Consider the following 26,783-nt stretch of genomic DNA (forward strand, 5'->3'; position numbering starts at 1 on the left):
GATAGTAAATTAAAACTTTAATCAGTGTTTTTTCATTGAAAACGTTATTGACACTCATCTAGCCTAGTCATGACAATCTATTAACGCCAATTTTTCCACTTGTCACGAATCTTATCACGTAATTTCCTTATACCGCTTATTACACCTTCTATTACGCACTCTATTATGATATCAATTACAAGGTAACTTACAAATCTAATTATAGGTTTAATCACATATCTCCTTACGAATTCAAAAATATCGTCAATCTTGCGTCCCCTCCCGCTCGTACAAAGAACTGCTACTTCCCATTCTTTTTGCGTAATCTACGTTCTGTTACAACCGCTGCGCCTACTGCAGTAACTATCAACAAAAATAGTACGGCGATAGCGTCCACAATGAGGCTATTGAATTTGGATGAAACCCCAACAAATACTAACACTATCGTTAATACTGCTAGCATAATTATCGTTATCTTATCTTCGTTCATCATTGTCCTCTCCGATTACTCTCGGTTCTCTCTCCAAGACTTTATAAAGCCACCGACAACTTTACTGCAATTGTTCCCGTAATTAATTTATTATCGTTGTAATCCATCTTCTACTACCTGCGTAACAGTTCCATTTGGTTCGAAGATTACACGTAATGTTCCTTCGCCGCCATAACCGGTATAGCCGTATACTGAATACGATTTATATTTCTCAATCATACGTGGCTGTCCAATCGCAGCTTTTACTTGATTCGCAGGCATACCTTTTTTTATTTTCAAATAGTGATTATAGTCTACTTCCGCCGAATCGTTATTTACATCTTTATACCACGGTACGCGGTCGTTTTTTTCTTCATATTCCTTTACAGGCTCTTCACTGCTTTTCGTAGATACCGGACTCTCTTTATCCGCATCCCTTATAGCAGTGCGTTCAATATTCACAACGTAACCATATGTATTTAATTCAACCATAATTTCATATGTACCATCCGTATCCTTTTCAGTATAAAACACGCGTTTTTCCTTGTTATTATAATGTTTTATGTTCTCACCACCGTAGTCAATCTTGTTAAGGATATCCGTATATGTCATGCCTTCCTCAATCTTTTCGGCTTCGTCACGAGAAATATAACGCTTCTGTGACGATGTAGCGTCCTCATATTTAATGCTGTCACGTTCGCTCGTAGTCATAGGGGTTTCCTTCTGTTCTTTTAGTACTTCCGCTTCCGATTTCACCTGTTGCTTTGCTCCCGCTTTTGTTAACACGTCGGTATCGTTAGAACAAGCTCCAAATATTGATGCTGTAACCAACGTCATCCCTAATACCAGTACTTTCTTAAATGACTTCATTGTAATTCCTCCGGTAGTTTTTAATTTCTAGTAATCAGCGTATTTTAATTAATATGGAACGAGTCAGTTCTATACAATTCGATATAGCCTGCACCTTCATGCATCCTCTTTAGCCTTCTTCTTGCATGTATTCGTTATCTTTGTCATGCTCTTTTTCTTTTTAGCGCAAAAGAAAAGACCTTCCTAACGATTTGGTTTCATCGCTAAGAAGGTCTTTATATGCAACCTACCCATTCAATTTCCACTTAGAATAAAGGGATGAAAAAACTTAGCAATCTTCTGGCTTACCAGCATTCGACGCTGTACGGAAAGATGATCCGCATCCACATGATGCGATCGCGTTTGGATTGTCGATTGTGAATCCGCCGCCAAGCATAGATTGCTTATAGTCAACTTTCACTCCCTTTACAATCGGAGCACTTTCTTTATCGATAACAAATTCAACACCGAAAAACTCAAGAACTGTGTCGTCTTCTTTTGGTTCTACTTCAAATCCTAAGCCGTAAGAAAGACCACTACATCCGCCGCCATGTACAGCAAGGCGCACGTACTTCTCTCCATCTTCAGCATCTTTTAACATATCTTTAATTTGAAAAGCTGCTTGTTCTGTTACTTCAATCATGAAATACACCATCCTTTCTGTTCTCATTCTATTATACATCTTTACGCTTCTATCTTGTACTCATACACTCCGCGGCAAATTATTTCCGCAGGTCCTTTCATTAATACATTTCCTTCTTCTGTCCATGCGATCATTAAGTCGCCGCCTGCTAAGTGAACCGTAATTTCTTTACCGTGTTCCATTTTCCCATTTAAAATTGCCGCAACGACAGCTGCGCATGCTCCTGTCCCGCAAGCTTGTGTTACACCAGATCCTCGTTCCCAAACGCGGAAATTCATCTCTTCATCATTCAAAATCTCGATGAATTCAACATTCACTCGCTCTGGGAACATTTCATGAGTCTCAAGAACCGGTCCTAACGTTGTAAGAGGCGCTTTTTCTACATCATCAACAAAAATAACCGCATGTGGATTCCCCATTGAAACAGCTGTAAATGCATAACGGTGATTATTGTATAAGAAGTTTTCACGAATAAATGGTGTTTCTCCTTCACCAAGCATCGGTATCTCTTCACGTGTTAAACGAGGTGCTCCCATGTCGATTTTCGCTAATGTAACTTTGTCATCTTCTACCGTTACTTCTGCCGTAACAATACCAGCTAACGTTTCAATTGTGAAAACTTTACCTTCTACTAGTTTATGCTCATACGCATATTTCGCTACGCAGCGTAAACCATTTCCACAGCTCTTTCCTTCTGAGCCATCGTTATTAAACATGCGCATTTTTACTGGTGCCACGTCAGAAGGACAAATTAAAATCATTCCATCTGCACCAATACCAGTATTAATATTTGAAACCTTTTCCGCTACAATTGCTAAATCTTCTTCTCTAATTTGTTCCTCAAACATATTTACATATATATAACTATTTCCAAGACCATGCATTTTTGTAAAAGAAAATTGGCTCATTTTTATTCACTCCAAAAATAATTTATTATTTCAAGTATAAAATGCATGCTTTTAGAACACAATATGAATGTCCCCCGTTTCTCATATTTGACAGTGTTTTGGCAATAAGCCGTTCTTACACAAATCGTGTAAGAAAAAATCCCTTCTAAAAGGGCTTTTTTTTCGAAATAAACACTCCTAATAAAGTGAAACTTTAATCAGTGGGGGGACGGGCAACAGGGCTTTAACCTAAATTCTTTGCTTCAGCTGGATTTTGAGGTGGGAGTCTTACTGCCCGCAAATAGCGGGATAAATGAAAAAAGAAAAACGTTGCCTGTTTGCAACGCTTTAAAACATTGGATTTTCATCCATATAATCATATACATTATTTACAAGTTCTTCTACTGTTGCACCTTGTACCACTTCACCATTTACAAGTGCAAATGGACCTTCAAAACAGATGCCACAATATCCTAAACAACCATATTCCATTACGTCTAAATTAGGATCTTTTTCTAATTTTTCTAAAGCTGCTTGCGAACCGCTTGCAAGGTTACCTACACAAAATTCGATTAATGGTTTAATCAAAACTCTCTCCCCCCTGTATCTCTAAACAAATTACCATTTACTTTATATGGTATGTGCATACCTAATTTGCGAAACGGATAAGTAACCCTCTCTACTTGTTACCATTCCACTTTATTTATAAGAAGAAAACTAAGCTGTTTCTTGTTGTTTTCGTTATATATTCTAAACTATTTAGTTACTTCACTATTTCACTTCATAATAGATGGTCTTCTTTATATAACATACTACTCATAATGAAATAGTAAATAGTAACTAGAAAATGAAAACCACTTACTTTACTTTTCTTCTTATTGTACAACAGAGTATTCATTCATGCATTGTTATTTGTTCACAAATTCGATATAATTTGATTGTGTAAAGTCAAAATATTTTATTAATATAAAATTGTATGATTAGGGGATATTTCAACAGAAAAGGGGTAATCCATCATGAAACACCTCGTACTACTAGGTGGTGGCTACGGTGGAATGAGAATTCTGCAGCGGCTACTTCCAAGCAACCAACTTCCAGATGATGTACAAGTGACATTAATCGACAAAGTACCATATCATTGCTTTAAAACTGAATATTATGCATTAGTTGCGGGTACAATTTCAGAAACGCATATTCGCATACCGTTTCCTGAGCACCCACGTCTCAATATTCAATACGGAACAGTAACAAATATTGACCTCGAAACGAAAGCCGTTCATCTCGATGGCGGTGAAACGATTCAATATGATGATTTAATTATCGGGCTTGGCTGTGAAGATAAATATCATAACGTTCCTGGGGCAAAGGAATATACACATAGCCTACAATCAATTGAACAAACACGTAAGACATATGAACAATTAAATAGCTTAGAACCAAATGCAACAGTAGCTGTCGTTGGGGCTGGTTTAAGCGGCGTTGAAGTGGCAAGTGAACTTCGCGAAAGCCGTTCGGATTTAAAAATCTATTTATTTGATCGAAAAGATAGAATTTTATTCCCATATCCAGAGAAATTAAGTAGATACGTAGAAGAATGGTTTGTAAAACATAAAGTTACCATTATACGAAACTCTAACATTACAAAAGTGGAACCAAACATTGTATACAACCATGATGAACCACTTGAATGTGATGCAATCGTCTGGACAGCTGGTATTCAAGCAAATGAAGTTGTTCGAAACCTTCCAGTAGAACAAGATGGTAGCGGACGGGTTGTTTTAACGAAATATCACAATATTCCAAATAACGAGCACGTTTATGTCGTAGGAGATTGTGCAGCACTTCCACACGCACCATCTGCTCAACTTGCTGAAGGTCAAGGAGAACAAATTGTCCAAATATTATTAAAACGTTGGAATAATGAACCCCTTCCTGATGAACTGCCTGTTATTAAATTAAAAGGTGTTCTCGGTTCTCTCGGCAAAAAACATGGATTTGGTTTACTAGCAAACCAACCATTAATGGGACGTGTACCGAGATTATTAAAATCCGGTCTTCTTTGGATGTACAAATATCATAACGGTTAATACTTTAAAGGCTGCCTACATAGTAGACAGCCTTTTTCTATTCATTTTTTGTAACTACTCAGTCATTCTATGAAAAACCGACAAAAAAGCATTTTTTTAAATGGTCGAAAGGGACTGGCTATGTATAGGATCCGTCAGTACCTTTTCCTGCCACGCGCAAAGTTTTAAAACAAAGAAAAAAGATGTTCCTTCTAAAGAGACTTTATTTTTCTATTTTTCTCTCTTTTTGATACGATATAACTAGAATCAGAAAGGAGCAATTTATGTTTATATTAAAAGACATCACATATAAAGATATTCTACACATTCCTTATTTACAGATTCAAAAAGAAAAAACAACTTGTATTATCGGTGAAAGTGGTAGTGGTAAAAGCACATTACTTCGCATGTTAAACGATTTACAATCACCAACATCTGGCACAATTGAATATAACGGAAAATCTATTTTAGATTATCCTCCCATTCAATTACGCCGTGAAGTTGTCATGCTCGGACAAACTCCGCCTATTTTTGATGGAACAATTAAAGATAATTTATTAATGGGGCTTCGATTTTCTGAAAAGCCATTTCCAAATGACGACGCCCTGCAAGGCGCATTAACGACTGTTAGCCTAGATAAAAAATTAGAAGATAACGCCTCTTCTTTATCAGGTGGCGAAAAACAAAGACTTGCTTTCGCTCGTATTATACTAATGGATCCGCCCGTCTATTTATTAGATGAACCAACTTCTGCGCTAGATGGTGACACAGAACGCCGCGTTATGAAACAATTTACTATGCTAGCAAGAGAAAAGAAAAAAACAGTTATCTTCATCACGCACTCGCAACAACTTCCAGAAGAAATCGCAGACGATATTATTGAAATTAGTAAAACAAACGGTGCAACTAGAAAGGAAGTGCTATCAATTGAAGGGCGTTATTGAACTACAAATTTGGCAACTTGCAGCTGCATATATTTTCATCCTTATTTTAATCGGGCTTGTGAAATTAAAAGGAATACCGCGTGAGAAACAAATTACAATTGCTACATTACGTATGACAATTCAGCTCGTACTAGTCGCATATGTTCTTACATACATATTTGAAAATAGTAATCCGTTTTATACAATAGCTCTCATTACTTCTATTACTACCTTTGCGATTTTCAATATTTATAAACGAGTTAATATTCCAATGTCAAAAGAATTAAAACGAGTAGCTGCCCTCTCCATGATTGCTGGATCAATTGGCCCTCTTCTACTATTTATCTTTGTCATTATCGGACACGATCCTTGGTATGCTCCGCAGTATATCGTTCCTATTGCCGGCATGCTAATCGGTAATGCTATGACAGGTATTTGCCTCGGGGCAAACACCTTTTTAAACAGTATGAAATCACAAAGAGACCATATTGAAGGTGCACTTATGCTTGGCGCAACTCCAAAACAAGCAGCTGCTCCGCTCATACGGGACGCTTTCGATTCTGCTATTTTACCAACAATTAATTCCATGGTCGGAATGGGAATTATAAGTCTTCCCGGCATGATGACAGGACAAATTTTATCCGGTGTATCACCATTTACAGCTATCCAATATCAAATTGCGATTATACTTGGCATTTCTGGAAGTACAGCTTTCTCTGTTATTATCTTCTTACAGCTTGGGTATAAAACGTTCTTTAATAAGCGGTGCCAGTTGAAAGAAGTTGAAGTACAATCATAAAAAAGACGCTCTGCAAGTTACTTACAGAGCGTCTTTTTTCTTTGCTAATCTTACGCTTTCTTAACGAACTGTGATTTTAACTTCATAGCTCCGAAACCGTCGATTTTGCAATCAATATCGTGATCTCCCTCAACTAGACGGATACTCTTTACTTTCGTACCAATCTTTACAACTGAAGAAGTTCCTTTTACTTTTAAATCTTTAATTACAGTAACAGCATCGCCATCTTGAAGAACGTTTCCATTCGCATCTTTTACAACTTTTGCACCATCATTACTTTCAGCTTCCGCTTCTTGACCCCACTCATGGGCACATTCTGGACATACGAAAAGAGCGCCATCCTCATACGTATATTCTGAATTACATTTTGGACAATTTGGTAAAGTAGCCATAAATTCATTTCCTCCGTTCATTATTTATACGTAAAAATCAAATCGGATTTTTACATGTCGATAAATAAAATTTGTATAGCATTTCTTTATACTGCCATAGTCTCACGTTATTGACAAGCCTACCTCAAATTCTCATTTTTTATTGTATTTTACAAAATTTCAATTAGTATGGCGTTTGTTTACTAATGTTTTTCTCTTCTTGTTACATATCCTTTCTCATAAATAAAAAGAAGAATCTTCATTAGACTCTTCTTTTTGCGATACATCATTATCTATTTATATTAATACCAGGCATTTTCTTCAATATAAAATTGATACTCTTCTGCTTCTTCTTCATTTAACTTTTTATCGTTTAAATAAATTTCTTTCCATTCAAATCTCTGTTTATCTAAATACACAGCGAACTTAACCTTTACATCCTTTTTTTCCTCATAATCATAACCAGTAAATTCTACTATATCAAAACGTCCTTCTTTTTTTACATACGTCCATTTTGGATCATCAGTAAAAACTTCCAATGTAATCCCTTCATCACTTAAACGAACTACATCTTTTATATTTGGTTCCGTCGATAAATACGATAACCCATAACCAGCTGCACCAAATACTACAAATAATAACGCATTTAATCCAAGCATAATCCCAACATGAGTGCCACCCTTTGTTTGGAAGTAATAATTGTGTTGTGCATCAGATAACTCTTTTGCCTTATGTAAAACACGAACTGTATGCTTGTAATATAAACGATTCCCTTGCCATCCAGTAAATAGCATAGTTCCGAAATAAACAATAAAATCGATCCACATCGGGATATCTATAAAAACAGAGGTAATTAAAGTAGGAACTCCTACTAATGCAATAATAATAAATAATTTATACATCTTGCGATAAGCTAACCACAATAATGGGAAGAAAAAGGCTATCCAGTTCCAACTATTTCCCTTCTCGGGATCTTTTGCTTTCCCCCACTTAAAGTCGTAATATGCAGTATTATTTCTCACAACTTTATGTAACTCTTTAGGAGCTATCGCTTCCTGTAAAACAGTGTCCTTCACGTACATCATCCTTCTCTTATTTCTATATAACTTTATTGTATATCTATAAAAAGAAGGAATCTAACAAAAAATAGTTATATTTCATAAAAATGAACAAAAATCGAATACATTCCGACAATTATCCATTCTATATTCCATTTTACTATTAAATATATTAGAATACTCATATATAAGATATTTAATACACTACGTTAAACATCTTGTATATTCGCAAAAAAGGATGTATCAAAATCATTTTGAAACACCCTTCTCCTATTAAACTACTATTGTAATATGACCTAGCCTAAAATCTCGACTTAAGAGACTTCACAAATTAGCTCTCTACTATTTCAAACATATTTCCACTTACACAACTATCCCACATTACCCTTCACTTTCTCAATAACATCTTCTATACGTTTAGCTATACATTCTGGCTCCCAATCTCCCTCACCATGCATAGCTGTATAAACCGGACAATTCTCATCATTACTATCTACAAAGATCGGGTCTCCGAGATAAGAATCTATCCCAATTACAATCCACCCGTCTTTCCAATCTCCCTCTTCATTTCCGACTAAGTTTTGCCCTCCCTCATCAAAGCTATAACCAAGTTGTCCTTCTTCTATTTCTTCACTATTAAATAATTCGATTGTCATAGGTTCAAATTCGCACTCTAACTCAATTTCATTATCCTCAGCGCGATCTACATGTGCTAAAAGTTGTTTAATTTTATTGTGGTTAATCATAATATCTTCTCCATTAGATCTTTTAAAAATTTAATTTTATTCATAATAAGCTGCTGCAAGCAACATCTGGGCAATAAACTTCCATGGAATATTTTCTGGAAGCTTCTCCCCTTGATTTATATAAACACCTTCATAAGCACCTAACCAACCATGTAATGCCTCTAAATAAGTCTCTACCTCTATATTCTCCCATTCATCTTGATTCACTTTGAAATCCTTTTGAAGATATACAAGAAACTTCAACAAGTCTTCCTTAGAATTCACATGATCAAGGTATTTGAATATATCCATATTCATTCCCCCTTTCTATTGCTCGTCATTTAAACTAACTATAATATATGAAATAAGATTCTTAAAACTATTATTTGAGGTGACCAAATATGAAGACTACACTTTGGGCAGAAGATGACTATTTAAAATTAGCACCTATTAACGACGAACTAATAAAAAAAGCAGAAGAAGTACTAAACGTAAAGCTCCCAGAATCGTACATAAATCTTCTAAAAGAACAAAACGGAGGAACTCTTCGATTAGATGCTCATCCTACTTCAGAGCCAAATTCTTGGGCAGACGATCACGTTAATGTTTCTGGATTATATGGCATTTCTTTTGATGAAAATGAATCTAGTATTTTAGAGAGCCATTATTTAATTCAGGAATGGGACACGCCTGAGAATATCGTGCTTTTATCTGGTGACGGACATACGTGGATTGCACTAGACTATCGAAACGTAGCTGAAAATCCTCCAGTTATATTTATCGATAATGAGTTTGAGGAAATTATTGAATTAGCACCTAACTTTGAAACTTTCTTACAAAATTTAACTACATACAATTATGATGAAGATGAAGAGTAAACCTATCTCTAAAGGAGTGCGCAATAGTGCAAGATTTCATTATAAAGTGAAACTTTAATCAGTGGGGGTTTTGTTCATCCACCACTGATTATTAGCCTTCACCAATCGGGCTTTTACGGGCAGTTGATCTCCCAACTACCTTCTTTGCTCCAGCCGAATTTTGAAGTGAGAGTCTTACTGCCCGTTAATGCGGGATAAACATCAAAAAGAACAGTCTATTGCATAATGTTTCACATGAAACTATCCATATTTTAGATTATCTTTCGACTTCTCATTCCTTGCAAAGTACTTTTTCATTATATAAAAATAGTAAAAGCATCCTTTATATGAAGGATGCTTTTACTATTCACCTACCACTTCCCCCTACACTCTTCAATCAAACACAGCAAATACCTCTTCGTCATATCAGCCCTCCTCCAAATAGAGAGCTTGCGCTTTCCCTTTGGATTATTTCGCATTCGCTCTACCTCTTTTAATAAAGGCTCCCATTCTTTCGCTGAACGTTCTAATAAGTATTGTAATCCTCTATCTTTTGAAACGATTGTTTCATGATCTAACGTATATAAAATACGTCCCATCGTAACGACAGCTGATTCTACCCATTCTTCTATGAAAAATAAATAAGGACGCTTCGCTTTTTCAAGCCAGTAATGTTCTACGTTGTATTTCATTGTATTTACTACATCGTCCCACTTTATTTGAAAGGAAAGGTCTTCTACTTCTTTCCCGCTAACTGTAATACCTTGATTTTTCAATGTCCACCATGTGACCGCGTTAATATCCCAATGACCAATATCAGCCTTACCATCTGCACAATACACGTACGCATTCATTTCATCATTGTATTTCCCTAAATCAGCAAGCGGAATATACATACCATCCATTCTTTTACCTAACGTACTTTTACTATTTTTTTTATGCAGTTCTATAATTTGTTGTTTTTCAGCTTCATTCACGGAATCACTTATTACCGTAACAAAGTCAACATCGCTCGTTTCTATATGAAATGCTCCTAGCGCGATTGATCCGTAAATATATACCCCGACTATTTTTTCATCCGAAAAAATTTCTTTTAATTCTACTATGTACTGCTCCATTAATTGCTTTACTTCTTCTGGTAAAGCATGTTTTATTCCATTCTCCACATCTATCCCTCCAATAAAAAAAGCCTTCGCAAATTCGCAAAGGCTTCCTGCTTTATAAATATTTCTCGATTTCTTCGTAAACATCCTTCAAACGAGGATTTCCTTCTCCAACAATTTCTCCATTTACAAGAACGACCGGATAAAATAGATCTTCTTCCACTACGCGCTCTGCGAATGCTTTTTTATCTTCATCTTCTTGTTCTTCTTGAAAATCAATATACTCGAAATTAAATTTATTTTCTTGTCCTTCATATTTACGACCAATCGCCGCTTGTAACCACTCAAACGTTTCTGTTGAAGATGGCATTCCAACGCAGCTCGCACAAATTACTTTCGTCCCATACACTTGCACATTAACCATTTCTTCTCCCCCGCTTCTTGTTTCAACAGTATATTCAGATGTCTTAGTACATAAGCACATCATTTTACAAACTTATTCCCTACCCCTATACTGAAAAAACACGTTGTAAACATGATAAAAAATTTCGACAATAAAACAAGAACAGAAAAAATAGATTTTCCCCTCTATCTTGATTATAATAAAACTGATGAAAGGAGTCGATAAAAATGGAAAACCCACATATGCAAGAACAAGTATTAGAAGTATTAGATAAATTACGTCCATTCTTACTTCGCGATGGCGGAGACGTTGAATTAGTAGACATTGAAGAAGGTATCGTAAAATTACGCCTTATGGGTGCTTGCGGAAGCTGCCCAAGTTCTACAATCACACTAAAAGCTGGTATCGAACGCGCACTACTTGAAGAAGTACCAGGCGTTATTGAAGTAGAACAAGTATTTTAATCTAAAAGCAGAAGCGGCTCGTTCAGAATCGCTTCCTAGAAAGAGACCCAAATGGGTCTCTTTTTTTATTCAAATAACACTTCCCCTTTAACATCATAAAACAAAATTGGAAATCCTTCTCAAAAAATGCGATAATTAATACTATAGAATCGTTCACACATATACAGAAAAAAACATAGGGGGACGACACATGCCAAGAATGGGGAACACTTTCTTAACAATTCAAGAACTAGAAAAGAAAAAAGAGTATTTATTAGACCTTTCATCCGTTATACCAACATGGAATGCAAGTTATCAATTTTTATTTAAAGAAATCCAGCAAGAATTATTGAGTAAAGTAAATGAAAAAATCGAAAGACATCAATTCATTTTAAATATATGTGCAGATCAACAGGTAGGGGCATAATGTATTACATACAATTGTGATATATAAAAAAGAGACCTCACCCGGTCTCTTTTTTCATTTTAAGACAGCCAATCTAATTTCCTAATGCCTAACTTATCAACAGGTAAACGAAATGACTCGTAAAAATGATTCATAAATTGCTCAGTGCGCTTCACATCATGTAAAATGATTTCTAAACGGGCTCTATATATGCCTTTTTGTTCTTCGTTTCCTGTTTGATAATATCGTTCAATTGTTTCAAAGTAGTGAAGCGGGAACAGAAGCCTTGCGAATAATAAGCGCCAACCAAATGAAGAGAGCGAATAATTACGTTCATAATCTGTAATGAATTGAACTACCGTTTGCTCCCAATCTTTCTTTTTTTCTATCATCATATAGCGAATACATTCTGCTATATCTCTACTTGGGTGATCATATACCCAATCAAAAGGAAGTTTTAAACGCTTCGTTTGCTGCCATAATAAAGGTGTAAATCGTTCTTGGCAAATTGTTGCTGCGTCAGTTATTTGTGGTGTATCATCCATTTCTGTATCGACAACATATTGAATTGCATTTTCTGCAACTCCTAAGTAATACGGGAAGGATTCAATAAACAATTGATCGAATACGTCTAAAGGATGGTTCATCACTTGCGATTGCCAAAACCTTTCTAATTGGTCGAGCCTTTTTTCCCATAATGCTTTCCATTCACCAATGCGGCTTAATTGCTCAACTTCTTCTGGAAAGAATGCGCCACGTTTATGGAATATAGAAAGCTCACTTCCTAATGATGTAGCATGTCGCTCTAACATACGCATACCTTTTAATAAGCAGTAATTTTTTTCTTCTATCTCACTTACATAGTAGCCGTGTATAGTCGGAACGAAAGTCGAAACAGTTATATCCCCTTGCTGGTTCATATAATCACTGAGCTTTTTCATCTCTACAAGTACTTCTTCCTCCATTTCTCCAATTGGAACAAGTACATAAATTTTGTTGCGAATCCAAAAGCTTTTATAGGGGCCAAGGGGGATTAATTCTTTAACATGCATGTGATAATGCTCATAAATATGCTGAATCATCGCAGTCGCCACCTATGGTTTTTCTTTATATATATGAGCTTGTGCTCGCCTTTCATTCCTATGCACATGATAAAGCAACGAAACGTATACAAATACTAAAAAGAAAAAAAGGTGATAAACATGAAAGACTCAAATCAACTACAAGAAAGAGCATTACAACTATTACAAGAGCGCGGTGTTACAATTGACGATATTGCTGATCTTGTTCATTTTCTTCAAAAGAAATACCATGCAAATTTAGAGATGTCAGAATGTCGCTATAACGTTGAGCGTGTACTATCAAAACGAGAAGTACAAAACGCTCTTATTACAGGCATTGAACTTGATGTCCTTGCTGAAAAAGGAATGTTAAGTCAGCCGTTACAAGATATCGTAAAACGCGATGAAGGACTATATGGAATTGATGAAGTCATCGCACTTTCAATCGTTAACGTGTACGGGTCAATTGGCTTCACGAACTTTGGATATATCGATAAATTAAAACCAGGTATTTTAGAATACTTAAATGATAAATCAACTGGAAAGGTGCATACATTCCTTGATGATATCGTTGGCGGAATCGCTGCCGCTGCTTCAAGTCGTTTAGCGCACCGTGCTGAGCATTCGGAATAAGGGGTCTAGGCCGTCAGTTTCATACTGACGGCCTTTCATATTCCATAAGCATGAACTCTCTTCCACGGCTCAAAAAAAGAGGTCCCACTTGAAATCCAATGTTTTTATATAGCCTAATCGCTCTCTTATTGAATGTCGCTACACTCAGTCGAAACATTTTCGAATTCAATTCCTCAGTAGCAAATGCTATTCCCGCTTGAAAAAATATTTCTCCCATCCCTTTCCCTGTTAACTCCGGCTTCATTCCAAGCCCAATATCTACTACATCTTCTCCCCTATATAAATTAGCATCTCTTCCCCCTGGCACTTGTGCATTTTCTCCAAAACAAAAATAGCCGATGAATTCTCCATTCTCTCCGCAACAACCGTAATACGTTCCATCTAGCAACTCTTCTATTACTTCAGCATCTCCCGAAAAGCTATATAACGTATAGGGATTTTCATACTTCCACGTATTTATTTCTTTCGCTTCTTCTTCTGTTAACTTATGTATATCCATTCATCTCGCTCCTTATCAAATACTCTACTAATCTATATGTATTTACTCATTCATTTCCAAACTTGATTCTCCTCTAATCGTAATATGCATAGTTACATACGCACACCCCTTTAAAAAATGCTAAAATCTATTTGAATCGCTGTTGTTACACTTCTTGATTAAGAAAGACTGTTAACCGGAAAATTAACGTCTTATCAAACTCAAGCAATTGGCACGTTTTGTCATCATGAAAGACACTCGAAAGAGTGTCTTTTTTCTATACCTGAGCAGGACCTGCTCATTTACAAAATTAATGCATAAATTAATATAACTCTTTAAACGCATTATTCCCTTTCTATATGTTGCGGCGTTCGTTGCGACATATTCGGATAATAAAAAGCACTCCAGCCAGAGTGCTTTTTACTTTCAAACAAGGAGGTTACATATATGGATAGTACTCTTGTATTTAACTTTGGTATCGGTATTGTTATCATTTTATTCGTCTTCTTTGTACTTTGTATGAGCGGGATATAATAATCTTTTATGCTGATAACTCCTTTAAAGTATCACTCAATTTAAACTTTCTTAATTGTAATGAAGCAATCATTGCTGCTCCTGCTCCGAGTATAATGCTAGCTAGTGCCAATATTAAAACTTGATTATACGGAATGATAATAACCGTTAACTCTAAGCTTGATAACACAATATAACTAAATACAATTCCACCTAAAACCCCAATACAACCAGCTATCGCTCCAAGTAAAGTGCCCTCTAATAAAACAATCCGTCTCATTTGCTTCGGAATAGCTCCTACCGCACGAATCATACTAATTTCAGCACGTCTTTCATGTAAACTTGAGACAATCGCATTCATTAACCCTATACCAGAAATAATGAAAACAATTACAACTAACAAGCGAATTAACATCATCATTTGCGATAATAACTGCTCCTGTTCTTTTAATAAATCATGGCTATTAATAACTTCTACGTTCTCTTTATTATTTGTAATTTGTTTTACTTGCTTCTTAATCTCTTCAAATGATTGATTAGAATTTGTCATAACTTGAATTGCTTCATATCCTTGCACGTGAAACTTATCACGAACCCATTGTTCATTTACGAAAATGTCTAATCCTCTTCCCCTTAATCCTTTCTCAATAATCGAAACGACTTTAATCGTTTGTTTTTCTTTCCCTTTTCCTTGTACTTCAATCGTATCATGCAACTGAATCCCTAATGTTTTAGCAGTTCTCTTCGTAACGACTCCCTCACCATCTTGTAATGGCTTATTTAAATCTTGTCCTGTAATCACTTTCGCTTTTGTTACTTTTTGATAAGCAACAATATCATTCCCCACAACTTCTATCACATCATATTCAAAATCATCTTTCCTCACATTTTCATACCACTCTTGATCCGCTTTTTTAAAATCATAATTTATAAGCTTCGCTGTAAAGTCAGTAACATTTGCTACGCTCTCTTCTACACCATCAATTTTTTTAACCTTCTCCATCCAACTAAATGGTAATACTTCAGTACTTTGCGACTCTATTGGAATTCTTATTACTAAATCAGCTGGTAAATGTTTTTGTAACCCATCTTTCATCCCTTCGTAAATAGAGTTTATATACATCGTTCCAACAAGTGCTAACATAAAACCAAATGCTAGTATAGCAACCGATACAGCTGCCTTATTTCGATAACGAATTACATTTCGGCTACTAATCGTCGTTTCAATTCGTAATATCATTTGAAGTGGTTTTGCAATCACTGGTGCTATCATCCGAATAAATAACGGAATCGCAAATAACAAACCGACCGCAAATAACAGCGCACCTATCGCACTTGGATTAAAACCGATATATCGCTCTAATACGTTACCCGCTAGTCCAATAACATTACCAATGATTAAAATGCTACCACTAAAAGCACTCCACCTTTTTTCTTTTTTCTCATTACTAGGAAGACCTGGCCTAAGCGCTTGAACTGGTGGAATCTTTCTAACCATAAAGGCTGGTATAATAGCCCCTATGATAGACATAACAATCCCTAGTAAAAACGTAATGAGTAAAATCTCGCCTGAAATCGAGAATGCTTCTTTCCCTGCCCCCTCAATATTCACCCATTTATTAATAAATGATGCGGCGATTGTTTGCGTACCTGCTCCAAGAATAACTCCTGCTAGTGATCCGATTGCCCCAATACATAAAGCCTCTAATAAAACGACTAATATAATTTGATTTGGATTACTACCAAGTGCACGTAATAATGCCCATTGCTTAAATCGACTTCTGACAGATAAGAAGAAACTTCCCATTATTAAAAGGGCTACAACAAATAAGGCAATACCACCTAAACTAAAAATTAATGGCTTCATTACATTTAGTCGTTCAAATGCCTTATCTACATAAGTACGTTGGTCTACCTTTATATTTTCAATCTTTTTATGTACATCAAAAGCAATTGCTTTTTTCACATTTACATCTTGTACTTTCACTTGAACAAGATTGAATTGATTTGGTAAATTTAATTCTTTTTGAAGCCAATGGATTGGAAAATAAGCACTATGCCCCATTGACGCCATTAACGGTGGATTTAAAATACCGACAACTTTCACAGCCTTTTCACCATGCTGCGGGAATGGCAGTTTAATCGTATCTCCTACCCGTATATTTTCACGATCTGTATACCCTTTTGTCAGTGCTACTTCAGCACCTTCTTTCGGATATCGTCCTTCTAATATTTTATAAGAATGCATTTCTGGAGAATCTTGCTCAACACCCCAATAAGATGGCTTTCCCGATAGTTCTTTATAATGTGGAAAAGGATACGGTATAAGTGCTTTTGATATTTTTTCAGCATTTTCTAAGCCATCTATTCCTTTTAAACTTTCATTATTTAAATACATGTCATTTTTTATATAGCCAAATTGTAAATTATAATCTCCATACCGACTTACTACTTGTTCCTTCACACTTTGCTCTACTGATTGATTACCTAGTAATAACATCGTCGCTAACATAACACCTAAAGCTGCACCGAGGGCAATCAACATATTTCGCAACCAATTTTGTTTCATCGATTTTACCGCATACTTAATTACCCATCGCATCACCTTTACCTCCTACTTTAAAGTGACGATTCATAATCTCTTGAATTTGAGTAACTTGTTGCGGGATATTTCGAAATTTCCACCCTTTACTTTCAGTATGCTCATGAATCACCTCACCATCTAATAAGAAAACGACTTTATCAGCATGGGCCGCTACGAACGGATCGTGCGTTACAATGACAGCTGTTTGCCCTAATTCATCACATGCATTGCGAAGTGCCGCGATAATATTTTTGCTGTTTTCTGAATCTAACGCCCCTGTTGGCTCATCTGCTAATATAATAGCCGGCTCATTTGCAAAAGCTCTTGCTATCGCAACCCTTTGCTGTTGCCCACCTGATAACTGTGCTGGTAAATGCTTTTCTTTTCCTTTCAATCCAACGAGCTCTAATAAACGATTTGCTGTCACCGTTGCCTTCTTTTGCGAAACATTATCTAATAGTAAAGGCAACCCTACATTTTCCTCCGCATTAAACACTGGAATTAAATTAAACTGCTGAAAAATAAAACCGATTTTATGCCTTCTAAATAAAGCGAGCTCTTTTTCTTTTAATGTTGAAATCTCCGTACCATCAACTCGAATACTACCTACCGATGGAATATCTAATCCACCTAACAGCTGAAGTAAAGTCGTTTTACCCGATCCACTTGCCCCCATAATACAAACAAAGTCACCTTTTTGAATTTGAACATTAATATCTTTTAAGATCTTTACTTTACTATCCCCAATATCAAACGATTTTTCTAACCCTTCAATTTCAATAATATTCATCCCGATATCCCCTTTTCTCTCTATTTACCAATCTATATATTCTATTCGAAAATGCAAAATACCTACTATTTTGTATTTTTTTGTCACATACTAACATTTATATTAACCGGCAGTAAGTGCCCGATTAGTGTGAGCAAATAATCAGTGCGGGATGGACACCCCCCACCTATTAAAATTTCACTTTATTTCTCACGTCAGAAAAGTTGACTCTCGCAACGGAAGTAACCATAATAATTACACGAATATATAAAAACTATTCACATATCCACAATTAGGAGGAAGAACAATGAAACATGTGATCGTTTATGCACACCCGAATACAGAAAGCTTCAACCATGCAATTTTAGAAACTGTAAAAAGTGAATTAGAAGGAAAAGGTCATGAAGTACGCGTTCGTGATTTATACGAATTAAACTTCAATCCAGTATTAGGTGCTTCCGATTTCATCTCATTTTCCCAAGGAAACACACCAGAAGATATTAAAGAAGAACAAAAGCATATCTCTTGGGCTGATAGTATTACATTCATTTACCCAGTTTGGTGGGCGGGTCTTCCTGCTATTTTAAAAGGATACGTTGACCGTGTATTTAGCCACGGCTTCGCTTATGCTTACGGTGAGAATGGTATTGAAAAGTTATTAAGCAGTAAAAAAGGATTGTTATTATCTACGATGGGAAATTCGAAAGAAGTATACACAGCAGGCGGTATGTTTGATGCAATGAAAAAAACAACTGATGCTGGTATTTTTGAATTTACAGGCATTGAAACACTGGAACATACATTCTACACAAGTGTTCCTTCTGTGGATGACAGTGTGCGTAAACAATATCTTGAAGAAGTTAAAGACGTAGTGAATCGTGCGTTTTAATAAAAAAACTCCGGTTATAACAACCGGAGTTTTTATTTCATCATCAATTTCGGAATATATCTTTGAAGAATGCTTTCTAATTCATTCATATCTTCCTGTCTAATAAGTAAATTCACATTATCATTCATTTTTTCTCGCCCGCGATATAAAAATATATTTTCTTTTGGATTTTCCCATGTTGATGTTTTATAGCCTTTTAATTCTTCGTATGAATAATAGTTCAATCCGTCTATTACACCTTTTCCATATATTTGTACACTTTTAATAAGATTGATCGCTATTAAAATCATAAAACAACTTGCTACAGCATAACTACCTGACTGAATGAGAAACTGTTCAAATGTACCAATATCACCACTTACGTATTGAGCATATATATACATACATTGTCCGATAAAGTACACTGGTCCAAGTAAGGCAATCCAACGTCGTTTCACCCGAGGATATGCTGCAATAAGCTTTCCCGCGCTTTTTTTCATTTCATTTATTTTATATATCTTCCATAGAACAAAGAATAAAACACATAATGTAAAAATAAACATAATACATGACATCCAGTACACTCTTATCCCCCCTTCTCATCATTATATATAAATTTTACATTTTAAATCCCTATAGTACATATGCAATTGTGCATAAAAAAACAGGCAACCTCTTCCGGTTACCTGCATTTCATTACATCTTCTCAATCCACTCCGTCAAGTTGTGCACAACTTGCGTCGGTTGTACTTCATATTCTGTTAACTTGTCCACAGTTGTTACTCCAGTGTGGACAAGAAGGGTATGCATACTAGCATTTATCCCCGCTAAAATATCTGTATCGTAGTTATCCCCAACCATTAAAGCTTCTTCTTTTCCTATGCCAAGCACTTTTAACGCTTGTTCCATAATGATTGATTCTGGTTTACCAATAAAGATTGGGTCCACACCTGTTGATACTGCAACAACTGATGTTAATGAACCGTTACCTGGTAATAATCCGCGCTCAGTCGGAATTGCGATATCCCCATTTGTTGAAATAAACGTTGCACCGTTACGCACAGCAAGGCACGCTTTTGCTAATTTTTCATATGTGATATCGCGATCTAAACCAACAATGACGAAATCAGGATTTTCATCCACAAGTTCAAAGCCTTTTTCCACAAGTGCAGCGTGTAAGCCCTCTTCACCAATCATATATACAGTTGCATCTTGTTTGCGCTCATAAATAAAGTTCGCTGTAGCCATACTCGTTGTGAATACTTGCTCCGCTTTCGCTGGAATATCGAAACGAACAAGCTTTTCTGCAACTTGTTCTGGTTTACGAGTTGAGTTATTTGTAACGAATAAATATGGAATACCGCGCTCCCCTAATGCTTTTACGAAGTCACTTGCTTCTTCAATTTGCTCTTCACCGCGATACATTGTACCGTCTAAGTCAATTAAATAGCCTTTATACATCTGTTTGTCTCTCCTTCTATGCTAACGTTCTCATCTATCATACCACTCTTATATTAACCCCTTTTTCAAAAGAAAAAAACGCTTTACCCTAAAGCGTCCCATAACGTTCATTTTTTCTCTTTTATTTGGTACGAACAATTACAATCTCCCTCACACATGTTTGCTAACGTCTTCACATTTGCATCTGCAAATAACCGCTTGTACATATCTTTTTCATCTTCACACACTTGCGGGAATCTCTCTGCAATTTCCTTTAACGGACAGTTTTGCTTTTCAAATATGAAAGAATGCTCCCCATCTCGCTTTATTTGAACCATATAACCGTTTCTCTCTTGCATAGCAGCTACTTCTTGAACTTTATACGCTAAATTACTTTGATTACTTATCCTCTTTTGCAACTGTTCTTCCATTCGTTTCGTTCTCGCTTGCAAGACGTGACGCAGCATTTTTTCATCGCCCATTCGAGCTAAATCTTCTAGCATATCAATAGCAAACTGCTTATATTCTTTCGGGAATGTATCTTCTCCCTTTTGACTTAATCCATACAAATATGTTGGGCGTCCAACATGCTGCCTTACCATCTTTGAATAAATTAGCTCATCATTTTCTAGTTTACTTAAATGTCGACGAATCGCCATCTCTGTAATTTCTAAAGCTTCGGCTAATTCTGCTACAGTATGCTCTCCTTTTATCTTCAGTAATTGTACAATCTCTTCTCTCGTAGTACGTGCTTCCCCCATAGCTCACCCTTCTCCCTTTTCTTTCTCCTATACAATATAAGATCCCCAAAGGAATTCCCGGGGATCTTATAAGCACAATTATTCTGGTACAAATGCAGATACAGGTCCTAATTCCTTTTCTAAATAACTGTGAATATTCGCTGGGTATTTCTCTACCACGGCGATATGTTTTTGAATCGTCTTATATAATTCATCATGATTCATTTGAATATAATCTTGCGTAAGCATTTTTCGAAGAAGAATAATTTCTTTAATATGCGCTCCCTCTTCTCCACTTATAACTCTCTCGTCCATTAAAATATCAATAATATCTTCGTAACTTCCTGGATCGCGCATAATAAATCCATCAATCATCGCATTCCCTACATCTAATATACAATCGATAATAAGATGCGCCATGCGCTCTAATGCGTAAAATTCAAACTCGGTTTCATATGTCTTTTTCTCTTGAAATGTATTTGTTGCTCGTTCTAAACATACTAGCATTTGTTCTATTTTCTTTCTGTCTACGAAGTACATGAATGTCACCTACCTGGAAATTAAAGCATTTACATTTTAATTGTAACGCTTTCTTCTGAAAAAATCGACAATTTTTCGAATTCACCTTTTCCTCGTTATTTGTTATAGTTATATTTGTATGATTTTTGAAATTGGAGGAATGCAACCTTGGAACGTGAACTCGCACTAGAAATTGTCCGTGTAACAGAAGCAGCAGCCTTAGCATCCGCACAGTGGATGGGCCGCGGAAAGAAAAACGAAGCAGATGATGCAGCAACTACAGCTATGCGTGATATGTTCGATTCAGTAAACATGGCAGGTACAGTTGTAATCGGTGAAGGAGAACTTGATGAAGCACCGATGTTGTATATTGGTGAAGAACTAGGAACAGGTAACGGTCCAGAAGTAGATATCGCCGTTGATCCATTAGAAGGTACAAACATCGTTGCAAAAGGCCTTGCAAATGCAATGGCAGTTATCGCAATCGCAGATAAAGGAAACCTTCTTCATGCTCCGGATATGTACATGGAAAAAATCGCGGTTGGTCCAAAAGCAGCTGGTAAAATTAGCTTAGATGATCCAATTGAAAAAACAATTGATATTGTGGCAGAAGCAAACAATAAAAAAATTCGTGACCTAACGGTTATCATCCAAGAACGTGAACGTCATCAAGATATTATTGACCGTGTTCGTGCAAAAGGTGCACGCGTAAAACTATTTGGTGATGGAGATGTTGGTGCATCAATCGCAACAGCTTTACCTGGAACAGGTATCGACTTATTCGTAGGTGTTGGCGGAGCTCCAGAAGGCGTTATTTCTGCAGCAGCATTAAAATGCCTTGAAGGTGAAATGCAAGCTCGCTTAGTTCCAATGAACGAAGAAGAAGAAGCTCGTTGTCGTGAAATGGGATTAGAAGATCCTCGTCAACTTCTTATGTTAGATGACTTAGTATCTGGTGATGATGCAATCTTCTCAGCAACAGGTGTATCTGCTGGTGAATTATTAGACGGCGTGAAATTCCTTGGCGGAGATTTAGCTGAAACATATTCTATCGTAATGCGTTACAAAACAAGAACAGTACGTTTCATTAAAACGCATCACCATTTAGATCATAAACCACACTTAAACTTAGATATTTAATAAAGGAGCCATGTGTATGGAAGAACGTTTCTTTCTGTACGACGATACAGTCGCTACAAAAACTCGTTTCGTTAGCTTTTTGGGGGAAAATGAGCGTCATGATTTAGCGCTTTTATACTCCGATCGTCATTACGGTAAAACGATAGTCCTTGATATGCAAAGCAACAAATTTGCTATCATCGGTCCTGACGATTTAAACGAACAAGGCTACTTAGAGCATGCATTTTCGATGTCTGAAGAAAATGCAGAAGAATTACGCTCATTTTTATTTGAACTTATATAATTTATCTGGAGCACCAGCTATGTTAGCTGGTGCTTTTTTACAATTAATATTTTGAATTTTCAATCTTACGTGTTATACTTATGAACAAATCTATTTGGATAGAAAGGACGTTATCTGCGTATGCCAACATTTACTTTGTAATGGATCAGCAATTGGATAGCATTACTCTCAAAAAAGCACCGTGCTTTTTCAAGGGAGTAGTCTGCCCATTCCCATTACGAAGGAACGTAACGCATCTGTAGTATGATGTTTACGGAGGTTCCTCTTGGGGGAACCTCTTTTTATTTTTGTCTACTTCTTATGTCTTCATACTACAAGACATCCAAATAGCTGTATTACGTTCCTTTGCCACTAATATAAGGGGTGAAGGAAAATGCAGAAAGTACAACTTTCTTGGAGTTTATATGAAAACGAACTAGCAACAATCGAAAAATATTGTAAAAATTGCAGGCGTACTACCCTTTTTACCGACACGAACATTCGCAGGCATAACGCAAACGGAAAGAACATATACCGATTTGCAATTTATAAATGTCCGAAAGATCATACGTGGAATCAAAAACTTCATATTTATAAATCATTTACTGATCACGTCGAAACTGTCGAGATGACTCAGCAAGAACAAACGGAAACAAGTACTACCATTTCCATTACACAATACAAAGAAAGTGGTATAGCCGAAATAACGATCGTATTAGACATAGTTTTCGGTTCCCACCGGATTGATAAAGTGTTATCCACATATATTTCAGATTGGAGCCGTGCACTCATTGTGGATAAAATTAAAAATGGGCATATCCAATTGAACGGACAACAAATGAAACCAAACAAAACTCTTTCTGAAGGTGATTACATTTCAATTTGTTTGTAAGGTGGACTCTCATGTTAAAGGTGAGAAAAGGTACGATTGATTTATTGAATGACTTAGATGTAATGTAAACAGTCTCCTCATAATTGCTATGAAAAAATCCTCTTACAATCGTAAGAGGATTTTTTCATTTCTTCACTTTTCGTAATACAAAGTGTGCACAACCGAAGTTACAGTACTCGTATAAATACTCTGATAAAGTACTAATTTTCGTATCATATGTCGAACGTTGATTACTATCATCAAAGAATCCGCGCAATCTAAGTTGCTCATAACCCCAGTCTCCAACGATATAATCATATTTATTTAAAATTTCTGCATAGCGCTCTTTAAGTGCTTCTTCACTAAAACCGTCACGAAAGTTTTTAATCACTTCGTACTGAACATTATTAACGCTCACCGTAGTATGAATCTCTTGCTTTTGCTCCATTATGAACTTCCTCTCTAAGCATTCTTCTTTTTATCGTATCACAAAGCATAACAACCAACAATTTCAAATACAAAAAATTGAAAATTAGTGCATGCTATGGAGAAGGAGGTGCTACATCGTGAAAAAACAAATTATACTCTCTCTTCTCACTCTTTCCTTATTTGCAGGCTGCCAATCAACTAATAAAGCCGAAATGGAGCGTGAAGAAGGAAGTCGTGTTCTTGTTTCCAACAAAAACGACATGTATCATACGGAAAATACAAATACACGGCTCACAAGGGTGGGCTATTCATCTAAACAAAAACATGAAGTATCTAACAAACAAGTAGGCGCCATTAACCGTGAGAAAGTCGCTGAAATGATTACAAGCATGACAGTCAAACTTCCTGACGTCACCAATGCCGCTACACTCGTTACCGACGACGAAGTGTTCGTTGTATACCGTGCAAACACAACAGATCCGAAACTCGTAACAGATCAAGTATATAAAACTGCTTTGTCCATCGTTCCTCGCTATTATAAAGCATATGTATCAACAAACCAAAAGTTGATTTCTCAAATTCAAGGTCTTCAATCTGGCAGCTTAAACGATAAAGAATATGAACAAAGTCTTGATATGTTAAAACGTGAAATGAGCGATAATCCTCATTTGAACAATACGGGGGATCAAACTTTAAATGACATGATTAAAAAATAAAAAGGTGGAGAAAACCTCCACCTTTTTACTATTTCTTACGATCCGCATAAACCTCCATCGCATCACACATAAACTGCGCTAAACCTTCACCAAACTTATCAATATTTTTCGTAAAACGCTCATCAGCAACATACATTTGACCGAGTCCCTTAAAGGCCTCTAATGAATATTCACCGAAGTTTTGCAAGTAATCGTACCATACCCCGATTGCGGATTGCGCCTCTTTAGAATCCGGTGCTCCATTTCGAAGTGTTGCTAAATTTCTGTAAATATTATTAAACTCCTCCTGTTTCTCTTTAGACATCCCCTTCGCTGTTTTATTCGCTTTATCTACAGCCTCATCTCCCCATCGTTCACGTGCTTCTTCTTCGTACGGGTTATGACTAAAATCAAATCCTTCAAATTTCTCTTTATTCGTCATATCAATCTCTCCTTTTGTATGCTGAATTGTTTTATTAATCGTCGCTATCACCTTATCTAACCTGGCACGCTTTTCAAGAAGCATTTTCTTATGAAGCTGTAGTGCTTCTTCATGATCAAATGATGGACTCATGATAATTTCTTTAATCTTCTTCAAAGGGAAGCCTAGTTCTTTAAAAAATAAAATTTGCTGCAGTGTCTCTAAATTTTCATTGGAATACAGACGATATCCAGACTCTGTCGTCTCGTCTGGGGTTAATAACCCAATTTCATCGTAATGATGCAGTGTGCGCACACTAATTCCAACTAAATTAGCTACTTCTTTTACCTTCATTGTCATGTGTATCTCCCCCTTAGTACATACAATAAAGTATGACGCAACGTTAGAGTCAATAAGTAAATTCATTTATCTCTAAAAGTTTCATCTCTCCCATATTTCATGCATAATAGATATGTACATATATTAGAAAGCGGTGAAAGTATGGTTTCAAATACTGTAATTGCCAGCATCATATTTCAACTTGTTGTTTCGGTTCTGGTCCCAATTATTGTACTCGTTTATTTCCGTAAAAAATATAATATTAATTGGAAAGTGGTCGGCGTTGGTGTTCTTATCTTTATTGGATTTACCCAAATTCTCGAAACACCGTTCCACCTATTTATGCGTGGTAATCCAGCAATCGCTCCATTTTTAGAAAATCCGTATGTCTTTGCAATTTATGGCGGACTAACTGCTGGTATTTTTGAAGAATTAGGACGCTTCGTTGCCTTCTTCTTCCTACTAAAAAAATATCTAGAATATAAAGATGGCTTCGCTTATGGAATTGGTCATGGCGGGATTGAATCCATTTTAGTTGGCGGATTCTCTGCATTGCAGACACTTATATTCGCTAATGCTATTAACAATGGTAGCTTCGCTCAAATGGCAGAAAAACTACCACAATTAAATCTTGTAAAGGATATGTTAATAGAACAACCTGCCTATTTATACTTACTCGGTAGCCTAGAAAGAATTATGGCACTCGTGCTGCAAATTGCCTTCACAATGCTTGTCGTATACGCAGTAAAACAAAAGAAATACATTTTCCTTGTTTACGCTATATTATTCCACGCACTTGTAGACTTTTTCGCGGCACTTTACCAAACAAAAATGATTAACATCTTTGTAGCAGAAGGAATTACTCTTCTCTTCGCGATTGGTGGTTTCATTCTTATTCGTAAAATGAAAGCGAAATTAGTAAGTGTGCCAGAGTAAAAAATAACCCACCAGTTGGTGGGTTATTTTTTATATGGATTTTCGTAGTGATGATAACTTTTCCCCCCTTGCAGCCCCCTCTTTGTTTCCGCATCTATAACGAT

Annotated in this window: 34 protein-coding genes; 13 read left to right on the forward strand and 21 right to left on the reverse strand. The window is 36.2% G+C overall.

Features of this window, described 5'->3' with window-relative positions:
* Positions 1–280 precede the first annotated feature (280 nt).
* From MHH59_RS24710 to MHH59_RS24730, 5 genes are all read right to left on the reverse strand, one after another.
* Complete coding sequence (locus tag MHH59_RS24710; protein ID WP_340852598.1) at positions 281–472, reverse strand: hypothetical protein; 192 nt, start codon at positions 470–472, stop codon at positions 281–283.
* Between the two features lie 87 nt (positions 473–559).
* Entirely contained in the window at positions 560–1,318 is a 759-nt protein-coding gene (locus MHH59_RS24715) for a hypothetical protein (protein ID WP_003192150.1), read from the reverse strand.
* A gap of 268 nt (positions 1,319–1,586) precedes the next feature.
* Complete coding sequence (locus tag MHH59_RS24720) at positions 1,587–1,940, reverse strand: HesB/IscA family protein (RefSeq protein WP_002034566.1); 354 nt, start codon at positions 1,938–1,940, stop codon at positions 1,587–1,589.
* Positions 1,941–1,981: 41 nt separating this feature from the next.
* Positions 1,982–2,848, reverse strand: coding sequence for a diaminopimelate epimerase (gene dapF, locus MHH59_RS24725; RefSeq protein WP_002015893.1), 867 nt, complete (start codon positions 2,846–2,848; stop codon positions 1,982–1,984).
* Between the two features lie 327 nt (positions 2,849–3,175).
* Entirely contained in the window at positions 3,176–3,415 is a 240-nt protein-coding gene (locus MHH59_RS24730; protein WP_002015892.1) for a YuzB family protein, read from the reverse strand.
* A gap of 428 nt (positions 3,416–3,843) precedes the next feature.
* On the opposite strand from MHH59_RS24730, the gene MHH59_RS24735 reads away from it, so the two are divergent.
* From MHH59_RS24735 to MHH59_RS24745, 3 genes are all read left to right on the forward strand, one after another.
* Complete coding sequence (locus MHH59_RS24735) at positions 3,844–4,914, forward strand: NAD(P)/FAD-dependent oxidoreductase (protein ID WP_002015890.1); 1,071 nt, start codon at positions 3,844–3,846, stop codon at positions 4,912–4,914.
* 263 nt (positions 4,915–5,177) lie between these two features.
* Positions 5,178–5,837 (forward strand): ABC transporter ATP-binding protein, encoded by a 660-nt coding sequence (locus MHH59_RS24740; protein ID WP_002129718.1) that lies wholly within the window; start codon positions 5,178–5,180, stop codon positions 5,835–5,837.
* Complete coding sequence (locus MHH59_RS24745; protein WP_002129719.1) at positions 5,821–6,615, forward strand: ABC transporter permease; 795 nt, start codon at positions 5,821–5,823, stop codon at positions 6,613–6,615. The genes MHH59_RS24740 and MHH59_RS24745 overlap by 17 nt, the downstream gene beginning before the upstream one ends.
* Before the next feature lie 50 nt (positions 6,616–6,665).
* On the opposite strand, the gene phnA is transcribed toward MHH59_RS24745, so the two are convergent.
* The 4 genes from phnA to MHH59_RS24765 form a co-directional block, all read right to left on the reverse strand.
* Positions 6,666–7,007 (reverse strand): alkylphosphonate utilization operon protein PhnA, encoded by a 342-nt coding sequence (gene phnA / locus MHH59_RS24750; RefSeq protein ID WP_002089332.1) that lies wholly within the window; start codon positions 7,005–7,007, stop codon positions 6,666–6,668.
* Between the two features lie 281 nt (positions 7,008–7,288).
* The gene (locus MHH59_RS24755) at positions 7,289–8,062 is read right to left on the reverse strand and encodes a DUF2628 domain-containing protein (RefSeq protein ID WP_078422108.1); all 774 of its coding nucleotides are present in this window, start codon (positions 8,060–8,062) and stop codon (positions 7,289–7,291) included.
* A 353-nt stretch (positions 8,063–8,415) separates the two neighbouring features.
* Positions 8,416–8,790 carry a hypothetical protein gene (locus MHH59_RS24760; RefSeq protein ID WP_078422104.1) on the reverse strand — a complete coding sequence of 125 codons (375 nt, stop codon included), beginning with the start codon at positions 8,788–8,790 and terminating at the stop codon, positions 8,416–8,418.
* Between the two features lie 36 nt (positions 8,791–8,826).
* Positions 8,827–9,081: a DUF7660 family protein gene (locus tag MHH59_RS24765; RefSeq protein ID WP_340852606.1), complete on the reverse strand. Its 255-nt coding sequence runs from the start codon at positions 9,079–9,081 to the stop codon at positions 8,827–8,829.
* Between the two features lie 89 nt (positions 9,082–9,170).
* Here MHH59_RS24765 and MHH59_RS24770 point away from each other — a divergent pair, with 89 nt between their 5' ends.
* Positions 9,171–9,647 (forward strand): SMI1/KNR4 family protein, encoded by a 477-nt coding sequence (locus MHH59_RS24770; RefSeq protein WP_340852610.1) that lies wholly within the window; start codon positions 9,171–9,173, stop codon positions 9,645–9,647.
* Between the two features lie 350 nt (positions 9,648–9,997).
* Here the strand turns inward: MHH59_RS24770 and MHH59_RS24775 are convergent, their stop codons facing one another.
* Complete coding sequence (locus MHH59_RS24775) at positions 9,998–10,792, reverse strand: nucleotidyltransferase domain-containing protein (RefSeq protein WP_340852613.1); 795 nt, start codon at positions 10,790–10,792, stop codon at positions 9,998–10,000.
* Positions 10,793–10,844: 52 nt separating this feature from the next.
* Complete coding sequence (locus MHH59_RS24780; RefSeq protein ID WP_000248590.1) at positions 10,845–11,153, reverse strand: YuzD family protein; 309 nt, start codon at positions 11,151–11,153, stop codon at positions 10,845–10,847.
* 206 nt (positions 11,154–11,359) lie between these two features.
* On the opposite strand from MHH59_RS24780, the gene MHH59_RS24785 reads away from it, so the two are divergent.
* On the forward strand, positions 11,360–11,596 hold the full coding sequence (locus MHH59_RS24785) for a NifU family protein (RefSeq protein WP_000431159.1): 237 nt from the start codon (positions 11,360–11,362) through the stop codon (positions 11,594–11,596).
* Between the two features lie 190 nt (positions 11,597–11,786).
* Complete coding sequence (locus tag MHH59_RS24790; protein WP_001137788.1) at positions 11,787–12,002, forward strand: hypothetical protein; 216 nt, start codon at positions 11,787–11,789, stop codon at positions 12,000–12,002.
* Positions 12,003–12,061: 59 nt separating this feature from the next.
* On the opposite strand, the gene yutH is transcribed toward MHH59_RS24790, so the two are convergent.
* Positions 12,062–13,063 carry a spore coat putative kinase YutH gene (gene yutH / locus MHH59_RS24795; RefSeq protein ID WP_340852614.1) on the reverse strand — a complete coding sequence of 334 codons (1,002 nt, stop codon included), beginning with the start codon at positions 13,061–13,063 and terminating at the stop codon, positions 12,062–12,064.
* 120 nt (positions 13,064–13,183) lie between these two features.
* On the opposite strand from yutH, the gene MHH59_RS24800 reads away from it, so the two are divergent.
* On the forward strand, positions 13,184–13,675 hold the full coding sequence (locus MHH59_RS24800; protein WP_002015902.1) for a phosphatidylglycerophosphatase A family protein: 492 nt from the start codon (positions 13,184–13,186) through the stop codon (positions 13,673–13,675).
* 19 nt (positions 13,676–13,694) lie between these two features.
* Here the strand turns inward: MHH59_RS24800 and MHH59_RS24805 are convergent, their stop codons facing one another.
* The 3 genes from MHH59_RS24805 to MHH59_RS24815 all read right to left on the reverse strand — a co-directional run bounded on the left by MHH59_RS24805 (position 13,695) and on the right by MHH59_RS24815 (position 18,040).
* A complete protein-coding gene (locus MHH59_RS24805) occupies positions 13,695–14,174 on the reverse strand; it encodes a GNAT family N-acetyltransferase (protein WP_002015903.1) in 480 nt (159 codons plus the stop codon).
* Between the two features lie 520 nt (positions 14,175–14,694).
* On the reverse strand, positions 14,695–17,268 hold the full coding sequence (locus MHH59_RS24810; protein WP_340852616.1) for an FtsX-like permease family protein: 2,574 nt from the start codon (positions 17,266–17,268) through the stop codon (positions 14,695–14,697).
* A complete protein-coding gene (locus MHH59_RS24815; RefSeq protein ID WP_002129726.1) occupies positions 17,252–18,040 on the reverse strand; it encodes an ABC transporter ATP-binding protein in 789 nt (262 codons plus the stop codon). Before MHH59_RS24815 ends, MHH59_RS24810 begins: the two co-directional genes overlap by 17 nt.
* Positions 18,041–18,326: 286 nt before the next feature.
* Between MHH59_RS24815 and MHH59_RS24820 the strand changes: the two genes are divergently transcribed.
* Entirely contained in the window at positions 18,327–18,908 is a 582-nt protein-coding gene (locus MHH59_RS24820) for an NAD(P)H-dependent oxidoreductase (RefSeq protein ID WP_002129727.1), read from the forward strand.
* Between the two features lie 32 nt (positions 18,909–18,940).
* On the opposite strand, the gene MHH59_RS24825 is transcribed toward MHH59_RS24820, so the two are convergent.
* The 4 genes from MHH59_RS24825 to MHH59_RS24840 all read right to left on the reverse strand — a co-directional run bounded on the left by MHH59_RS24825 (position 18,941) and on the right by MHH59_RS24840 (position 21,607).
* Positions 18,941–19,471, reverse strand: coding sequence for an iron ABC transporter substrate-binding protein (locus MHH59_RS24825; protein WP_340852621.1), 531 nt, complete (start codon positions 19,469–19,471; stop codon positions 18,941–18,943).
* Between the two features lie 112 nt (positions 19,472–19,583).
* Complete coding sequence (locus MHH59_RS24830) at positions 19,584–20,348, reverse strand: TIGR01457 family HAD-type hydrolase (protein ID WP_002089349.1); 765 nt, start codon at positions 20,346–20,348, stop codon at positions 19,584–19,586.
* Between the two features lie 107 nt (positions 20,349–20,455).
* A complete protein-coding gene (locus MHH59_RS24835; RefSeq protein ID WP_002167445.1) occupies positions 20,456–21,088 on the reverse strand; it encodes a helix-turn-helix transcriptional regulator in 633 nt (210 codons plus the stop codon).
* A gap of 78 nt (positions 21,089–21,166) precedes the next feature.
* On the reverse strand, positions 21,167–21,607 hold the full coding sequence (locus tag MHH59_RS24840) for a DUF86 domain-containing protein (protein WP_002015910.1): 441 nt from the start codon (positions 21,605–21,607) through the stop codon (positions 21,167–21,169).
* Positions 21,608–21,754: 147 nt separating this feature from the next.
* Between MHH59_RS24840 and glpX the strand changes: the two genes are divergently transcribed.
* The 3 genes from glpX to MHH59_RS24855 all read left to right on the forward strand — a co-directional run bounded on the left by glpX (position 21,755) and on the right by MHH59_RS24855 (position 23,880).
* On the forward strand, positions 21,755–22,726 hold the full coding sequence (glpX, locus tag MHH59_RS24845) for a class II fructose-bisphosphatase (protein ID WP_002015911.1): 972 nt from the start codon (positions 21,755–21,757) through the stop codon (positions 22,724–22,726).
* Positions 22,727–22,742: 16 nt separating this feature from the next.
* On the forward strand, positions 22,743–23,009 hold the full coding sequence (locus MHH59_RS24850) for a DUF3055 domain-containing protein (RefSeq protein ID WP_002034592.1): 267 nt from the start codon (positions 22,743–22,745) through the stop codon (positions 23,007–23,009).
* 373 nt (positions 23,010–23,382) lie between these two features.
* Positions 23,383–23,880 carry a hypothetical protein gene (locus MHH59_RS24855; RefSeq protein WP_002129735.1) on the forward strand — a complete coding sequence of 166 codons (498 nt, stop codon included), beginning with the start codon at positions 23,383–23,385 and terminating at the stop codon, positions 23,878–23,880.
* A 124-nt stretch (positions 23,881–24,004) separates the two neighbouring features.
* On the opposite strand, the gene MHH59_RS24860 is transcribed toward MHH59_RS24855, so the two are convergent.
* On the reverse strand, positions 24,005–24,307 hold the full coding sequence (locus tag MHH59_RS24860; protein WP_002015914.1) for a YutD family protein: 303 nt from the start codon (positions 24,305–24,307) through the stop codon (positions 24,005–24,007).
* 118 nt (positions 24,308–24,425) lie between these two features.
* Between MHH59_RS24860 and MHH59_RS24865 the strand changes: the two genes are divergently transcribed.
* Complete coding sequence (locus MHH59_RS24865) at positions 24,426–25,004, forward strand: YhcN/YlaJ family sporulation lipoprotein (protein WP_002015915.1); 579 nt, start codon at positions 24,426–24,428, stop codon at positions 25,002–25,004.
* Between the two features lie 28 nt (positions 25,005–25,032).
* Here MHH59_RS24865 and MHH59_RS24870 read toward each other — a convergent pair whose 3' ends face one another.
* A complete protein-coding gene (locus MHH59_RS24870; protein ID WP_002129738.1) occupies positions 25,033–25,764 on the reverse strand; it encodes a MerR family transcriptional regulator in 732 nt (243 codons plus the stop codon).
* A 99-nt stretch (positions 25,765–25,863) separates the two neighbouring features.
* Here MHH59_RS24870 and MHH59_RS24875 point away from each other — a divergent pair, with 99 nt between their 5' ends.
* The gene (locus MHH59_RS24875; RefSeq protein WP_002015917.1) at positions 25,864–26,679 is read left to right on the forward strand and encodes a YhfC family intramembrane metalloprotease; all 816 of its coding nucleotides are present in this window, start codon (positions 25,864–25,866) and stop codon (positions 26,677–26,679) included.
* Positions 26,680–26,783: the final 104 nt, after the last annotated feature.

Origin of the sequence: Bacillus sp. FSL E2-0195 (genome assembly GCF_038003645.1) — a bacterium.
GTDB lineage: Bacteria > Bacillota > Bacilli > Bacillales > Bacillaceae_G > Bacillus_A > Bacillus_A mycoides.

What these genes read in the sequence shown, in the direction of transcription:
- MHH59_RS24770 (WP_340852610.1), top strand. Translation starts at nt 9,171, where the DNA reads ATGAAGACTACACTTTGGGCAGAAGATGACTATTTAAAATTAGCACCT.
- MHH59_RS24765 (WP_340852606.1), bottom strand. Translation starts at nt 9,081, where the DNA reads ATGGATATATTCAAATACCTTGATCATGTGAATTCTAAGGAAGACTTG.
- MHH59_RS24780 (WP_000248590.1), bottom strand. Translation starts at nt 11,153, where the DNA reads ATGGTTAATGTGCAAGTGTATGGGACGAAAGTAATTTGTGCGAGCTGC.
- MHH59_RS24735 (WP_002015890.1), top strand. Translation starts at nt 3,844, where the DNA reads ATGAAACACCTCGTACTACTAGGTGGTGGCTACGGTGGAATGAGAATT.
- MHH59_RS24870 (WP_002129738.1), bottom strand. Translation starts at nt 25,764, where the DNA reads ATGACAATGAAGGTAAAAGAAGTAGCTAATTTAGTTGGAATTAGTGTG.
- MHH59_RS24790 (WP_001137788.1), top strand. Translation starts at nt 11,787, where the DNA reads ATGCCAAGAATGGGGAACACTTTCTTAACAATTCAAGAACTAGAAAAG.
- MHH59_RS24860 (WP_002015914.1), bottom strand. Translation starts at nt 24,307, where the DNA reads ATGGAGCAAAAGCAAGAGATTCATACTACGGTGAGCGTTAATAATGTT.
- MHH59_RS24855 (WP_002129735.1), top strand. Translation starts at nt 23,383, where the DNA reads ATGCAGAAAGTACAACTTTCTTGGAGTTTATATGAAAACGAACTAGCA.
- dapF (WP_002015893.1), bottom strand. Translation starts at nt 2,848, where the DNA reads ATGAGCCAATTTTCTTTTACAAAAATGCATGGTCTTGGAAATAGTTAT.
- phnA (WP_002089332.1), bottom strand. Translation starts at nt 7,007, where the DNA reads ATGGCTACTTTACCAAATTGTCCAAAATGTAATTCAGAATATACGTAT.
- MHH59_RS24715 (WP_003192150.1), bottom strand. Translation starts at nt 1,318, where the DNA reads ATGAAGTCATTTAAGAAAGTACTGGTATTAGGGATGACGTTGGTTACA.
- MHH59_RS24815 (WP_002129726.1), bottom strand. Translation starts at nt 18,040, where the DNA reads ATGAATATTATTGAAATTGAAGGGTTAGAAAAATCGTTTGATATTGGG.
- MHH59_RS24760 (WP_078422104.1), bottom strand. Translation starts at nt 8,790, where the DNA reads ATGATTAACCACAATAAAATTAAACAACTTTTAGCACATGTAGATCGC.
- MHH59_RS24785 (WP_000431159.1), top strand. Translation starts at nt 11,360, where the DNA reads ATGGAAAACCCACATATGCAAGAACAAGTATTAGAAGTATTAGATAAA.
- MHH59_RS24710 (WP_340852598.1), bottom strand. Translation starts at nt 472, where the DNA reads ATGATGAACGAAGATAAGATAACGATAATTATGCTAGCAGTATTAACG.
- MHH59_RS24800 (WP_002015902.1), top strand. Translation starts at nt 13,184, where the DNA reads ATGAAAGACTCAAATCAACTACAAGAAAGAGCATTACAACTATTACAA.
- MHH59_RS24840 (WP_002015910.1), bottom strand. Translation starts at nt 21,607, where the DNA reads ATGTACTTCGTAGACAGAAAGAAAATAGAACAAATGCTAGTATGTTTA.
- MHH59_RS24805 (WP_002015903.1), bottom strand. Translation starts at nt 14,174, where the DNA reads ATGGATATACATAAGTTAACAGAAGAAGAAGCGAAAGAAATAAATACG.
- MHH59_RS24810 (WP_340852616.1), bottom strand. Translation starts at nt 17,268, where the DNA reads ATGCGATGGGTAATTAAGTATGCGGTAAAATCGATGAAACAAAATTGG.
- yutH (WP_340852614.1), bottom strand. Translation starts at nt 13,063, where the DNA reads ATGATTCAGCATATTTATGAGCATTATCACATGCATGTTAAAGAATTA.
- MHH59_RS24830 (WP_002089349.1), bottom strand. Translation starts at nt 20,348, where the DNA reads ATGTATAAAGGCTATTTAATTGACTTAGACGGTACAATGTATCGCGGT.
- MHH59_RS24740 (WP_002129718.1), top strand. Translation starts at nt 5,178, where the DNA reads ATGTTTATATTAAAAGACATCACATATAAAGATATTCTACACATTCCT.
- MHH59_RS24720 (WP_002034566.1), bottom strand. Translation starts at nt 1,940, where the DNA reads ATGATTGAAGTAACAGAACAAGCAGCTTTTCAAATTAAAGATATGTTA.
- MHH59_RS24850 (WP_002034592.1), top strand. Translation starts at nt 22,743, where the DNA reads ATGGAAGAACGTTTCTTTCTGTACGACGATACAGTCGCTACAAAAACT.
- MHH59_RS24835 (WP_002167445.1), bottom strand. Translation starts at nt 21,088, where the DNA reads ATGGGGGAAGCACGTACTACGAGAGAAGAGATTGTACAATTACTGAAG.
- MHH59_RS24820 (WP_002129727.1), top strand. Translation starts at nt 18,327, where the DNA reads ATGAAACATGTGATCGTTTATGCACACCCGAATACAGAAAGCTTCAAC.
- MHH59_RS24875 (WP_002015917.1), top strand. Translation starts at nt 25,864, where the DNA reads ATGCATAATAGATATGTACATATATTAGAAAGCGGTGAAAGTATGGTT.